Raw genomic sequence first — 12,941 nt, 5'->3', positions numbered from 1 at the left:
TATAAAAGGTTGCCACGAATTTCACTAATTCACACGAATTTATATTCAATTTTAATTAGTGGAAATTTGCGAAATTCGCGACAAAATCCTTTTAATCTGTGTAATCTGTGGCTAAAAAATTAAAATTGCTCAACCTCTGTAGAATGTTTCATTGCAGTTATTGATGATCTTCCTATCATAACCGTGTTTTGAACGGCATCAAAATAAGAAGTTCCCACAAAAGCTTGGTGTTTTACAGCTCTGAATCCGGTTTTTTGGAGAGCGAATTCTCTTTCCTGCAATTCAGAATATCCAGCCATGCCACGTTCTTTGTACGCTTTAGATAATTCGAACATACTCGTATTCAAAGCGTGAAATCCAGCCAAAGTGATGAATTGGAAACTATATCCCATTGCAGCTAAATCTTCTCTAAACGTTTCCATTTCGGCAACTGATAATTTTGCAGCCCAGTTGAAAGAAGGAGAACAATTGTATGCCAGCATTTTGTCTGGAAATTCTTTTTTCATCGCTTTTGCAAACTTTCTAGCGTAATCTAAATCGGGATTGCTGGTTTCCATCCAAATCAAATCGGCGTATGGAGCGTAACTCAAACCTCTTGCAATTCCCTGATCGATTCCATTGTTTACATAAAAGAAACCTTCGGCCGTTTTTTCTCCAGTTAAGAATTTTCGATCTCTTGGGTCAGCATCACTTGTCAGCAAATTAGCCGCATCAGCATCTGTTCGGGCAACGATTAAAGTCGGAACTCCCATAACATCCGAAGCCAAACGAGCGGCAATCAATTTATTAATCGCTTCTTGTGTCGGAACCAAAACTTTTCCGCCTAAGTGCCCGCATTTTTTAGCAGAACTTAATTGATCCTCAAAATGAACTCCTGAAGCTCCAGCCTCAATCATTGATTTCATTAATTCAAAAGCATTTAAGTTTCCTCCAAAACCTGCTTCGGCATCAGCTACAATTGGCACTAAATAATCTTTTCTATCTTCAATTTTATTTACAATCTGAATCTGATCAGCGCGCAATAAAGCATTGTTGATCTTTTTTACCACCATCGGAACGCTGTTTACAGGATACAACGATTGGTCCGGATACATTTCACCCGCCAAATTTGCATCAGCAGCAACCTGCCATCCGCTCAAATAAATTGCTTCTAAACCGGCATCCACTTCCTGAATCGCCTGATTCCCTGTTAAAGCCCCCAAACCCGCTACATAATCCTGACTTTTTAACTTTCTCCATAATTTCTCTGCACCCATTTTAGCAATAGAATGCTCAATTTTATACGATCCCTGAAGCGTCACAACTTCACTCGCAGTGTAAGGACGCTCCACTCCTTTCCATCTCGGGTTCGTAATCCAATCGTTAATCAATTCCTGAATTCTGTCTTCTGTTGTTTTCATAAATAGTATAGTTAAGTTGGTTAGTAAGTAATAGTGTTCAGTTCACAGTTTTTAGTGTTCAGTTTCTTACTGAAACGTGAAATATCTGCGCAAATCTTTTCACTCATTTTATCTGCCTGATCTGCGTAATCTGCGAGAGATTTTTTTTTAGCTCGCAGATTCAGCAGATTCAGCAGATTTATTTTATAATTTCTTGAAAAACTATAAATACTTGTAACACGGAATCGTTAAGAAATCAACGAAATCTGGATTTACAACTAATCTTTCCAATACCTTTTCGGCTAATGGAAATTGCTGTTCTTCGTGCTTTTCTTCTCCTAATTCTGTTTTGATTTTCTGGAATTCATCCAAAGCCAATTCGTGATAATACGCCAAATCTAATTTTCGGCCGTTATCCAAAACCACTTTGTTTTGAAGCCATTGCCACAATTGCGATCTCGAAATTTCGGCGGTTGCGGCATCTTCCATTAAATTATGCAAGGCCGCTGCTCCTTGTCCGTTCAACCATGAAGCTAGATATAGAACCCCAACATTGATGTTTTTTCGAACACCATTTTCTGTAATTAATCCAATTGGTGGTTCAATTAAATCTTCTTCTGTTATTCTGCGATTTTCTCTTTTAATATGAATCTGATTCGGACTTGGCATTCCTTCGTCAAAAACAGCTTTTGCCAACGGAACCAAATCTGGATGCGCCACCCAGGTTCCGTCGTGGCCGTTTCGAACTTCGCGTTCTTTATCGGTTTTCACTTTCGCGAAAGCAATTGCATTGGCTTCATCATTATTTCGAATCGGAATTTGAGCTGCCATTCCGCCAATTGCGTGAATTCCTCTTTTATGACATCTTTGAATTACCAAATTGGAATACGCATTCATAAAAGGCGAAGTCATATTTACCTGATCGCGATCTGGAACAATGAATTTTGGATTTTTTCTAAACTTTTTAATGTATGAGAAAATATAATCCCAGCGTCCGCAGTTCAAGCCAACGATATGTTCTTTTAATTCATAAATGATTTCATCCAATTGAAAACTTGCCGTAATCGTTTCAATTAAAACCGTCACTTTTATCGTTCCTCGTTTCAGTTTCAAATATTCTTCCGTAAAATCAATTACATTGTTCCACCATCTTGCTTCCAGATAATGTTCCAATTTCGGAATGTAGAAATACGGCCCAGAATTGTTTTCTAAAAGTCTTTTATGATTGTGAAAAACGTACAAACCAAAATCTACCAACGATCCTGAAACTTCATTCCCTTCAATCAAAACATGTTTTTCAGGAAGATGCAAACCTCTCGGACGTACAATAAGTGTTGCATTTTTTTGATTTAAATGATACGATTTCTGTTTTACCAAATCGGTATATGTAATGGTTTTGTTTACCGCATCGATTAAATTCATTTGCCCGTCCATTAGATTTTTCCAAGTTGGCGAAGTACTGTCTTCAAAATCGGCCATGAACGTTTTGGCTCCCGAATTCAAAGCGTTGATAATCATTTTGCGATCAACAGGTCCCGTAATCTCCACTCTTCGGTCTAATAAATCTTTCGGAATTTCTCCAGCTGTCCAATTGCCTTCTCTGACGCTTTTTGTTTCTGGAGTAAAAACCGGCATGACGCCCTGATCAAAAGCAACTTGTTTTTGCTCTCTTTGCAAAAGCAGTAATTTTCTTTGTGATTCGAATTTTTTGTGCAATTCGGTAATAAACGCAGTCCCTTCTTCAGTCCAGATTTTTGGATAAGCAAGCTTTTTGTCGGCTAGGAATTCTATAGCCATTTCAGTAATCTCTAATTGGTTTTTCATAGCTGCAGATTTTAATTTTTATTGGGTTAAAAAGTTTTTCTTCTTAATCCTATTTCATTTTATCAAAACAAACAAATCATAACTAACTCATAATTAATTCGTTTCTACAGTACAATGTTATAAAAAAGTTTTTTACAAAACAAGCGAACGTTCGCTAAATTTAAAAAATATTTATTTTGCGATTGTTTTTAGAATTTCTATATTTGACATTATGGATATCGAAAAAGACTATATAAAGCTGATTTTTGGGCTAAAACTGAAGCAAGTTCGCACACAAAAGAACTTGTCACTTTTTGGTTTGGCCAAACTGACTAATCTTTCAAAATCGTATTTAAACGAAATTGAAAAGGGGAAAAAATATCCCAAAACAGATAAAATTTTGCTTTTATGCGAACATTTGGACGTGACTTATGACCAAATGGTGTCTTTAAAACTCGATAATAACCTCGCTCCGATTGGCGAAATCTTAAAATCTGGAATCTTAAAAGAGATTCCGCTAGAGCTTTTCGGAATTCAAGAAGCGGATTTAATCGATATTATAGCGAATGCTCCAGCAAAAGTCAATGCTTTTATCAGTACGATTATTGAAATTGCACAGCATTATAATTTAAGCCGAGAAAGTTTTTTCCTTGCCGCTTTGCGTTCATATCAGGAAGCGCACAGTAATTATTTTGAAGATTTAGAAGAGAAAGTAATCGCTTTTTCGAAGTCGTTTCAGATTAATCTGGATTCTAAAATCAGTATTGAAGAATTGGAAGCGATTTTAAAAGAAGAATACGATTATAAGATTGAAGAAATCGTTTTTAAAGATCAAGAAGCTTTAGAAGATTTGCGTTCGATTTATGTTCCAAAAAGCAGAACTTTACTGCTTTCAACCGAATTAGATGATCCGCAAAAGGCTTTTATTTTAGCCAAAGAAATAGCTTATAATTATTTAAAAATCTCAGATCGTCTGCTGACTTTCAGCTGGATAAAATTTGAAAATTTTGATCAGGTTTTGAATAATTTTTATGCTTCTTATTTTGCGGGAGCTTTATTATTGCCGAGAAAATTAGTTGTAAACAAAATCAATGCTTTTTTAGAAAACGAGAATCCAAAACCAGAAGAATTTGTTACTTTAATCGAAAGTTTTGAGGTATCGCCAGAATCTTTTTATCAGCGATTGACTAATTTATTACCAAAAGATTTTCAGCTGAAAAACCTTTTCTTCCTCAGATTGTCCCATAAAATTGGCTCTGATTTTTATCAAATCAATAAGGAATTACACATCACGCATCAGCAGGAACCGCACGCTAATGAAACCAATGAACATTATTGCAGAAGATGGGTTTCGGTAAAAACTATTGACGAAGCCATCAAACAAAACAAACCTCATTTTTTTGATGCGCAAATTTCAAGTTATGCTAATAGTGGGAATGAATATTTGGTTTTTTCATCGGCTACAAAAGATCCTTTTGCAGAAAATTATATCCGAAGTATTTCAGTTGGAATTTTAATTAATCCGACAATGAAAAAGAAATTTAAATTCATTGACGGAAAACCTTTGGTAAAACGAATTGTAGGTGTAACTTGCGAAACCTGTGCGGTACAAGATTGTTTAGAAAGAAGTGCTCCGCCTGTTGTCTTGGAGAAAAAGAAACGCCATGAAAATACAGACGCAGTTGTACAGCAGTTTATGAATCAATATAGTTAGAATAGCATGAAATTTTTCACTTTAATAATAGCGCTGATTTCTATTAACTTCAATCAGAAAGCAGACAAACTTAATGGCCGTTACAGCTACTTAATCGAAGACGAAAATCAATATGTCCAAAAAGATAAAATTACTTTTAAGGATAGCGTTTTTGTTTTTGACAACAAGTATATGCCAAAAGGAAAGATTTCTTATGGAAATGCAATACTATTGGAGAACTTCATAAATACTGATCTGGTAATAACTATTCCAAAAGATCAAATTCAGAAGGATACTATTGAGTTTTTTATGCATGATAGAAATGATGCTAATTATCTGGATGTAACGACTGGAAAAGGGAAATTGATTAGGATAAAATAGTTTATTTTATTCTTACCACGCATTTTTTGTCATTTCGACGGAGGAGGAATCTCCGTTAGAAACTCGACAAAGATTGGCGATTCACTTTGAGGAGCTACTTGCGGAGATTCCTCCTCCGTCGGAATGACAAAATTGTGGTTACTTTGTGGAATTTCGCGTGTGATCTCTCCTTCGTCGAGATGACAAAGATTGGCGATTTTGCATGCGAAGAATGGATTAAAATCCATCCCTACAATATCTTTTATTCCTCCGGAACGTTTGAAACAACCTTTGAACCTTTATCTCTCTGTCTCTTTGCACCTAAAAAGAAAATCTTAGAATCTTAGCATCTCAGAACCTTAGAATCTTTTTCTTAATCTAGGTTAAGTGCTTTTCCTTTACCATGGCTGTACCTTTGTACTATAAAAATAACAAAAGGACAAAATCATGGAAAATATAGTATTACATAAAGCAGAAACAAGAGGAAACGCAAATCACGGATGGTTAAATGCTTATCACAGCTTTAGTTTTGCAAGCTGGTATAATCCAGATAGAATTCAGTTTGGAGCGCTTCGTGTTTTGAACGATGATACCATTGCTGCCGGAATGGGATTTGGAACTCACCCTCACGATAACATGGAAATTATTACGATTCCGTTGGAAGGTGATTTGGCTCATAAAGACAGCATGGGAAATACTGAAGTAATCAAAAATGGTGATATTCAGGTGATGAGTGCAGGAACTGGAATTCAGCATAGCGAATTTAATCCGAATGCAGATCAGCAGACTAAATTATTACAGATTTGGTTGTTTCCGAATAAAAGAAATGTTACGCCACGTTATCAGCAGATTACTTTGGATGTTGCAGACAGACATAATAAATTATCTCAGGTTTTATCTCCAAATGCAGACGATGAAGGAGTTTGGATTCACCAAGACGCTTGGTTCAACATGGGTAATTTTGATGCTGGAATTTCTACAGAATATAAAATCAAAAAAGAAGGAAACGGAGTTTATGCTTTCGTTTTAAAAGGAAATGTAACCATCAACGGTCAGGAATTAAACTCTCGTGATGCGGTTGGAATTTCAGGAACTGATACTTTAAACATTGTAGCAAATACAGATGCTGAATTTTTATTAATGGATGTTCCTATGAATTATTAATTCAAACAAAAAAACAATTAATACCTGAATGCCGAAACGATAATAAATCTGTAAATCAGATTATTATCGTTTCTTTTTTTTGTAACTTGAATAATCAGATGGCTTTAGACCTGAAAAAGTTTAAAGTCTCCCGCAGATTTTGCAGATGGTGCAGATTTATTCTTTTTAATCTCTTGAATCTGCTAAATCTGCGAGAGAAAAAACATCACAATCTCGATTGGGATTATTCATTTCTTAATCTAGGTTAAGTGCTTTAGGCTTACTGTCACCGTAACTTTGTCCTATCAAAATGAAACAAATTAATTATTTAAAAAATAAAATTATGGCAACTACAAAATGGTCAATTGACCCAACTCACTCAGAAATTGGTTTTAAAGTAAAACACATGATGTTTACTAATGTTTCAGGAAAATTTGGAACTTACGAAGCTACCATTACTACAGACGGAGACAACTTCGAAAATGCAGCTATCGAATTTTCTGCTGATATCGCTTCTGTTGACACTGCAAACGCAGACAGAGACGGACACTTAAGAAGTGGTGACTTTTTTGACGCTGAAAATCATCCAAAATTAACTTTCAAAGCTTCTTCTTTCAAAAAAATCAATGAAGGAAGCTATGAAATCACTGGAGATTTAAACATCAAAGGAGTTTCAAAATCAGTAACTTTTCCAGTAGAATATAGCGGAATTCTGACTGACCCTTGGGGAAATACTAAAGTTGGTTTAAGCATAGAAGGAAAAATCAATCGTAAAGATTGGGGATTAAACTGGAACTCAGCTCTTGAAACTGGTGGAGTTTTAGTTGGAGAAGAAGTAAAATTGAACATCGAACTACAATTCGTAAAACAAGCTTAATCTTTTGGTTTAAGATTAGATTTAATTGGTTGGTTAAAAGCTCTGCGTTTTATTCGCAGGGCTTTTTTTGTTGCCACGACTTATACGAATTTCCACTAATTTTTCTCAAAATACTATTTTTTTTTGCCACAGATTAAAAGATTTTCACAGATTTTTTAATCCAAATAATCCTTTAATGTGTGGCAAAAAAAATAATTCGTGCAATTCGTAGCAAACAAAAACTTAACGCACCGTATTTCTAAACTCTGTTGGTGACATTCCTGTTTGTTTTTTGAAGAATCGGGAGAAGTATGAGTAATCTTCGTATCCGACTTTGAAAGCAACTTCGTTTACAGCTAGTTGTTTATCAATCAGCATTCTTTTGATTTCAAGAATAACGCGATCTGTAATTACTTCTGTGGCTGTTTTTTGGAGAATTTCGTTGCAGATTCTGTTTAAATGTTTGAGTGTGATATTTAATTTTTCTGCATAAAATGACGGCAGTTTTTCGGTTCTGAAATATTCTTCCAAAAGCAATTCGAATGTATTGATTTTGATGTTATATGAATGCGTTTGATGTGAATAGGTTTCGCTATATTTTCTAGCAATTTCAATATGAATGCAGTCCAAAAGATTCAGTAATTTATCTAATTGATATTTATTATTCTGACTATTTTCCTGAATCAGCAAATCGAAATAAGGAAGGATTTTTGGAACTTCATTTTCTTCAAAAACCATTTCTGGTCGGTTATGAATCGAGTGGTAAAAATTATAATCATTGATTTTTTTCTGTCCGAAATACAAATTGTATAATTCTTGAGAAAAGATAATGACAAAACCTTCAATGTCTTCAGATAAATTCCAATGGTGCATTTGTCCCGGCTGTAGCACAAAAAGGCTTCCCCTTTTGATTTCGAATTGGTCAAAATCAACCTCATGCAATCCTGAACCTTTGGTAAAAAACACCATCAAATACGAATCATGACGGTGCGGTTCTTCTACAAAACTGTGACTTTTTAAATGTTCGGTAAAAGTATTGACGTAAAAATCGCGGTGAATATCGTTGCAACTAAAATTCTGAACACTATAAATTGGATATCGCTTCATACATAAATATTTGTTTTTTTGACTCCAGAAAGCTATTGACGATTTGGAATTTGGAATTTAAACTTTGAATTTTTAGTTAAAAATGTCTTTATTGTGCTATAATAAGCGAAGATATAAAAAAGACTTTTATAAACCTCTGAATTACCTTTGTACAAACAAAAAATAACAAAGTCATGTCAAGCGCATTAACTCATATTTTAAGCAACGAATGTCCTATTTGTCATAAAGGAAAAGTTTTTACAGACAAAAATATTTTCTTCAATTTTGGCTTACCAAAAATGAATGAATACTGTAGTCATTGCCATTATAAATTCCAAAAAGAACCTGGTTATTTTTTCGGTGCGATGTATGTAAACTATGGACTAACAGTCGCTCAAGGGATTGCGACCTATTGTATTGCACAGTTCTTCTTCGAGAAAAATTTCGATTTGAGAATCATTCCGATTATCGCTGTTGTGATTACTTTACTCACTTCTTTTAATCTCCGATTTTCCAGATTAGCATGGATTTACATGTTTAAGGATTATTCGAAATAAAAAAGTAGTATTTTTGCCTTTCAATTGAAGCTAATTTTCAATTTCAAAAAAATAAAAAACAAATTAGACAAATGAAAGCATACGTATTTCCGGGTCAAGGCGCGCAATTCACAGGAATGGGTAAAGACCTTTATGAAAATTCGGCTTTAGCCAAAGAATTATTCGAAAAAGCTAATGAAATTTTAGGTTTCAGAATTACAGATATCATGTTTGAAGGCACTGCCGAAGAATTAAAAGAAACTAAAGTAACGCAGCCAGCTGTATTTTTACACTCGGTTATTTTAGCTAAAACTTTAGAAGATTTCAAACCGGAAATGGTTGCAGGACATTCTTTAGGAGAATTCTCTGCTTTAGTAGCAAACGGCACTTTATCTTTTGAAGACGGACTTAAATTGGTTTCTCAACGTGCTTTGGCAATGCAAAAAGCTTGCGAAATCACTCCATCTACAATGGCTGCGGTTTTAGGTTTAGCTGATAATGTTGTGGAAGAAGTTTGTGCTTCTATCGATGGTGTTGTAGTTGCTGCAAATTACAACTGTCCAGGTCAATTGGTTATTTCTGGAGAAACTACTGCTGTTGAAAAAGCTTGTGAGGCAATGAAAGCTGCCGGAGCAAAACGTGCTTTAATTTTACCTGTTGGAGGTGCTTTTCACTCGCCAATGATGGAACCGGCAAGAGAAGAATTAGCTGCTGCAATTGAAGCGACTACATTCTCTACTCCAATTTGTCCAGTGTACCAAAACGTTACTGCAAATGCAGTTTCTGATGCAAACGAAATTAAAAAGAACTTAATCATTCAGTTGACTGCTCCTGTAAAATGGACTCAGTCTGTTCAACAAATGATCGCTGACGGCGCCACGTTATTTACTGAAGTTGGTCCTGGAAAAGTTTTAACTGGATTGATCAGTAAAATTGATAAAGAAGCGGCTACTGCTAACGCTTAATTTTTAAGTGTTCAGTCTCAGTCGCAGTTTTCAGTCGTTAACTGTATAAAAAATCCTCATCAACTTTAATCAGTTTGTGAGGATTTTGTTTTATAAATCTTTCGCTTCTTCATTATAATTATTTAGAATTCCAGTAATCAAATAATTTTGATTTCTCTCTTCAAAAAACATATACCAAGTTGTTCTTGAATTAGCTTTATAGAAAATATAATTTGAAACTAGATAACTAAGTGATCTCGGCGTTTTCTTGTGAGGACATTTTTTTATTCTTTCGGAAGCTGCATCATAAATATTATCGACATATTCATCTGCTGATTCTATAAAACCAAAATATCTTTTTTTATATAAAATTAAAACTAAATCTTCAAGATAACTTATTACTGATGGTGTAAAAACAACTTTTATTTCCCCCACCATTCTCTAATTCTTCTTTTCGTTTCAGCCTTTGCTTCTTCTGGCGTTAAGCCCTTAGCAAACTCAGCATCAAAATCAAAAGTTTCGGGATCTATACCTTGTCGGATTGGTTTTTGAATTTCATATTCTGTTGCAGGTTCTTCGACCTTATCGATCTTTTTATTTTCTTTATCCTTACCCATAATTCCTGTATTTTTATTCTTACAAATTTACGAAAAATAAATTAACCCAAAATTGATCATTTTTGCAAAGCTGGCTTTTCCTTCTTTTTGTAATTAATAATAAAAACTCCCAAAATAATCAGGAATGTTGCAATTATAAAATCAACAGTAATTTTTTCATCCAAAATAAGCCAACCAAAAAATACTGCAATTATCGTATTGATGTACGCTAAAATAGAAACTTGAACTGGCGTAACATGTTTCAGTGCATAATTATAACTGAAAAAAGCAATTACAGATCCAAAAATTGACAAATACAATGCTGCTAAAATACTCTTACTACTCCATAAATTCACATCAATAGTAGGCGAAAAAATAAACGCCAAAACGATCTGAATACACGACGCCATTGTAAATTGGTAAAACAAATTCAGAACTATATTCTTAGATTTATTTCCATGAATTTTGGTATAAATTGTTCCTCCTGCCCAAGCCGTAATCGCAAATCCCATAAACATCATTCCGATTCTGTAATCGGCATCTAAAAAAGACCCTAGTCCGTCTTTAAATATAAAAACGACTCCCAAAAACCCTATTACAACTCCAAAAAATCCTTTTAAACTTGGTTTTTGCAATTTAATTAAAATACTGCCCAGAAAAATAAGTATCGGAGCCATCGCACTAATTACTGAAGCCAATCCGCTTGGTATAGTCTGCTCGGCAACAGTTGTAAAACCATTCGCTACCACAATCATCAAAATTGAAGGAACAAGCTGATGTCTGAGATTTTCCCAGCCAATCCATTTCAACTCTTTCTTAAACAATAAAATCGTCATCATAATCATTCCAGCCAATCCCTGACGGATGGAAGTTACAAACCAAGGCGGAATAGTTTCTACCGCAACTCTGATTCCTAAAAACGTTGTGCCCCAAATAATTCCAACCGCTGCAAGGGCAAATATTAATTTATAATCTAAATCTTTTTTCATAAAAATTAAATGTTGTTAAAAGAAAAGTCCCAAATTATATTGCTATAATCTGGGACTTTAAAATTTATAATTTTATTTAAAAAACTATTTATTCCTAACTTTTTGTTCCCATTTCCAAGCACTTGCCATAGCTTCGTCTAAACTTAGTTCAGCCTTCCATCCTAAGACATTATTTGCCTTATCCGTATTCGCGTAAGCTTCAGTAATATCACCTTCACGACGAGGCTTAATGACGTATGGCAATTTTTTATCGCTCACTTTTTCAAAACTTTGAATCACTTCCAGAACAGAACTTCCTTTTCCTGTTCCTAAATTGAAAGTTTCAACTTTTGCTAAATTCTTCTTGTTTAATAAACGCTGTAAAGCAATTACGTGCGCTTTTGCTAAGTCTACAACGTGAATATAATCGCGAACTGCAGTTCCGTCTGGAGTTGGGTAATCATTTCCGAAAACAGATAATTCTTGACGCAATCCTACTCCTGTTTGCGTAATAAATGGCACTAGATTTTGAGGAACTCCTAAAGGCAATTCTCCAATTTCTACCGACTCATGTGCTCCAACTGGATTGAAGTAACGCAATAAAATAGCACTGATATTGGTTACTTTAGCAGTATCTGTAATAATTTCTTCGCCAATCTGTTTTGTGTTTCCGTAAGGAGACATTGCTGTTTGAACTGGCGCGTCTTCTGTAATTGGCATTTTTTCGGCTTGACCGTAAACCGTACAAGAAGAACTGAAAATAAAACTAGCTTCTGGTTTTTGCTGTAATTCCTGTAAAAGGTAAATTAAACTGCTAATGTTGTTTTCGTAGTACAACAAAGGCTGTTCAACACTTTCTCCTACCGCTTTTGAAGCTGCAAAATGAATTATCCCTGTAACATCATGGTGTTTTTTAAAAAAATCCCGAACTGACGCTTTTTCTCTTAAATCTAATTTTTCGAATAAAGGCGTTTTTCCTGTAATCGCTGTAATTCCTTTTAAAACATCTTCTGAAGAATTAGAAAGATTATCAATGATCACAACCTCGAAGCCTTCATTCTGCAATTCGACTACGGTGTGAGAACCAATAAATCCCAATCCTCCTGTTACTAATACTTTCATTTTGTGGTTGTTTTTTATGTAGTTAATTTATAGGCTTGTCTTGCAATTAGAATCCATTTATTTTTCTGTTTTTGCCAAACAAGCATTATACCTATTTTGATATCTCTATCAATTCCATCATCTTTGGTATGAGCTGCCAAAACATGTCGAACTATAGCAACATCGTTCTGAATTGTTACAGTCTGATTTTGAAAATCAATAGTTACAAAATCTGATTTTCCGCTAACTATTCCGTCAACAAATTCTGTTTGATTTTGAAAATTACCGTTGGAATGGACATAATTCAACTTATCTGAAGTTAGTGCTTTCAATTTGGCCCCATCAGCATCAATCATTGCCTGACGCAAAATTTCGACCTGAGAAGCAACAGCATTTTCTTCTTTAGAATTCGTTTTTTGAGCAAAAACGGAAAACTGAACAAAAATGACCCAAATTAAAAGAATAACTTTTCTCAT

14 protein-coding genes are annotated in these 12,941 nt (G+C 34.6%); 6 read left to right on the top strand and 8 right to left on the bottom strand.

Features of this window, described 5'->3' with window-relative positions; genetic code table 11:
- Positions 1-119: 119 nt before the first annotated feature.
- Both aceA and aceB read right to left on the bottom strand, forming a co-directional pair.
- Positions 120-1,400: an isocitrate lyase gene (gene aceA, locus ABTV69_RS08525; protein ID WP_433835413.1), complete on the bottom strand. Its 1,281-nt coding sequence runs from the start codon at positions 1,398-1,400 to the stop codon at positions 120-122.
- Positions 1,401-1,601: 201 nt separating this feature from the next.
- A complete protein-coding gene (gene aceB / locus ABTV69_RS08520; protein WP_433835411.1) occupies positions 1,602-3,203 on the bottom strand; it encodes a malate synthase A in 1,602 nt (533 codons plus the stop codon).
- 211 nt (positions 3,204-3,414) lie between these two features.
- Here aceB and ABTV69_RS08515 point away from each other — a divergent pair, with 211 nt between their 5' ends.
- The 4 genes from ABTV69_RS08515 (at position 3,415) to ABTV69_RS08500 (ending at position 7,255) form a co-directional block, all read left to right on the top strand.
- The gene (locus ABTV69_RS08515) at positions 3,415-4,896 is read left to right on the top strand and encodes a helix-turn-helix domain-containing protein (RefSeq protein ID WP_433835409.1); all 1,482 of its coding nucleotides are present in this window, start codon (positions 3,415-3,417) and stop codon (positions 4,894-4,896) included.
- A gap of 6 nt (positions 4,897-4,902) precedes the next feature.
- Complete coding sequence (locus ABTV69_RS08510) at positions 4,903-5,256, top strand: hypothetical protein (protein WP_433835407.1); 354 nt, start codon at positions 4,903-4,905, stop codon at positions 5,254-5,256.
- Between the two features lie 426 nt (positions 5,257-5,682).
- Positions 5,683-6,399, top strand: coding sequence for a pirin family protein (locus ABTV69_RS08505; RefSeq protein ID WP_433835405.1), 717 nt, complete (start codon positions 5,683-5,685; stop codon positions 6,397-6,399).
- 322 nt (positions 6,400-6,721) lie between these two features.
- A complete protein-coding gene (locus ABTV69_RS08500) occupies positions 6,722-7,255 on the top strand; it encodes a YceI family protein (RefSeq protein WP_433835403.1) in 534 nt (177 codons plus the stop codon).
- Positions 7,256-7,477: 222 nt separating this feature from the next.
- On the opposite strand, the gene ABTV69_RS08495 is transcribed toward ABTV69_RS08500, so the two are convergent.
- Positions 7,478-8,341: a helix-turn-helix domain-containing protein gene (locus ABTV69_RS08495; RefSeq protein ID WP_433835401.1), complete on the bottom strand. Its 864-nt coding sequence runs from the start codon at positions 8,339-8,341 to the stop codon at positions 7,478-7,480.
- Positions 8,342-8,514: 173 nt separating this feature from the next.
- Here ABTV69_RS08495 and ABTV69_RS08490 point away from each other — a divergent pair, with 173 nt between their 5' ends.
- The gene (locus tag ABTV69_RS08490) at positions 8,515-8,877 is read left to right on the top strand and encodes a DUF983 domain-containing protein (RefSeq protein ID WP_433835399.1); all 363 of its coding nucleotides are present in this window, start codon (positions 8,515-8,517) and stop codon (positions 8,875-8,877) included.
- 71 nt (positions 8,878-8,948) lie between these two features.
- Positions 8,949-9,821 carry an ACP S-malonyltransferase gene (gene fabD, locus ABTV69_RS08485; RefSeq protein ID WP_433835397.1) on the top strand — a complete coding sequence of 291 codons (873 nt, stop codon included), beginning with the start codon at positions 8,949-8,951 and terminating at the stop codon, positions 9,819-9,821.
- Between the two features lie 90 nt (positions 9,822-9,911).
- On the opposite strand, the gene ABTV69_RS08480 is transcribed toward fabD, so the two are convergent.
- The 5 genes from ABTV69_RS08480 to ABTV69_RS08460 all read right to left on the bottom strand — a co-directional run bounded on the left by ABTV69_RS08480 (position 9,912) and on the right by ABTV69_RS08460 (position 12,941).
- Positions 9,912-10,238, bottom strand: coding sequence for a hypothetical protein (locus ABTV69_RS08480; protein ID WP_433835395.1), 327 nt, complete (start codon positions 10,236-10,238; stop codon positions 9,912-9,914).
- Entirely contained in the window at positions 10,223-10,417 is a 195-nt protein-coding gene (locus tag ABTV69_RS08475; RefSeq protein ID WP_433835393.1) for a hypothetical protein, read from the bottom strand. The genes ABTV69_RS08480 and ABTV69_RS08475 overlap by 16 nt, the downstream gene beginning before the upstream one ends.
- 56 nt (positions 10,418-10,473) lie before the next feature.
- Positions 10,474-11,385 carry a DMT family transporter gene (locus ABTV69_RS08470; RefSeq protein ID WP_433835391.1) on the bottom strand — a complete coding sequence of 304 codons (912 nt, stop codon included), beginning with the start codon at positions 11,383-11,385 and terminating at the stop codon, positions 10,474-10,476.
- 84 nt (positions 11,386-11,469) lie between these two features.
- Complete coding sequence (galE, locus tag ABTV69_RS08465) at positions 11,470-12,486, bottom strand: UDP-glucose 4-epimerase GalE (RefSeq protein ID WP_433835389.1); 1,017 nt, start codon at positions 12,484-12,486, stop codon at positions 11,470-11,472.
- A gap of 14 nt (positions 12,487-12,500) precedes the next feature.
- The gene (locus ABTV69_RS08460; protein ID WP_433835387.1) at positions 12,501-12,941 is read right to left on the bottom strand and encodes a nuclear transport factor 2 family protein; all 441 of its coding nucleotides are present in this window, start codon (positions 12,939-12,941) and stop codon (positions 12,501-12,503) included.

Source organism: Flavobacterium anhuiense, from assembly GCF_050990855.1.
GTDB classification, from domain to species: domain Bacteria; phylum Bacteroidota; class Bacteroidia; order Flavobacteriales; family Flavobacteriaceae; genus Flavobacterium; species Flavobacterium anhuiense_C.
The sequence above is the reverse complement of the archived record's forward strand: the minus strand, read 5'-3'. Positions and strand labels throughout refer to the sequence as shown.

Coding starts and splice junctions, on each gene's coding strand:
- aceA (WP_433835413.1), bottom strand. CDS start 1,400: ATGAAAACAACAGAAGACAGAATTCAGGAATTGATTAACGATTGGATT.
- aceB (WP_433835411.1), bottom strand. CDS start 3,203: ATGAAAAACCAATTAGAGATTACTGAAATGGCTATAGAATTCCTAGCC.
- ABTV69_RS08515 (WP_433835409.1), top strand. CDS start 3,415: ATGGATATCGAAAAAGACTATATAAAGCTGATTTTTGGGCTAAAACTG.
- ABTV69_RS08510 (WP_433835407.1), top strand. CDS start 4,903: ATGAAATTTTTCACTTTAATAATAGCGCTGATTTCTATTAACTTCAAT.
- ABTV69_RS08505 (WP_433835405.1), top strand. CDS start 5,683: ATGGAAAATATAGTATTACATAAAGCAGAAACAAGAGGAAACGCAAAT.
- ABTV69_RS08500 (WP_433835403.1), top strand. CDS start 6,722: ATGGCAACTACAAAATGGTCAATTGACCCAACTCACTCAGAAATTGGT.
- ABTV69_RS08495 (WP_433835401.1), bottom strand. CDS start 8,341: ATGAAGCGATATCCAATTTATAGTGTTCAGAATTTTAGTTGCAACGAT.
- ABTV69_RS08490 (WP_433835399.1), top strand. CDS start 8,515: ATGTCAAGCGCATTAACTCATATTTTAAGCAACGAATGTCCTATTTGT.
- fabD (WP_433835397.1), top strand. CDS start 8,949: ATGAAAGCATACGTATTTCCGGGTCAAGGCGCGCAATTCACAGGAATG.
- ABTV69_RS08480 (WP_433835395.1), bottom strand. CDS start 10,238: ATGGTGGGGGAAATAAAAGTTGTTTTTACACCATCAGTAATAAGTTAT.
- ABTV69_RS08475 (WP_433835393.1), bottom strand. CDS start 10,417: ATGGGTAAGGATAAAGAAAATAAAAAGATCGATAAGGTCGAAGAACCT.
- ABTV69_RS08470 (WP_433835391.1), bottom strand. CDS start 11,385: ATGAAAAAAGATTTAGATTATAAATTAATATTTGCCCTTGCAGCGGTT.
- galE (WP_433835389.1), bottom strand. CDS start 12,486: ATGAAAGTATTAGTAACAGGAGGATTGGGATTTATTGGTTCTCACACC.
- ABTV69_RS08460 (WP_433835387.1), bottom strand. CDS start 12,941: ATGAGAAAAGTTATTCTTTTAATTTGGGTCATTTTTGTTCAGTTTTCC.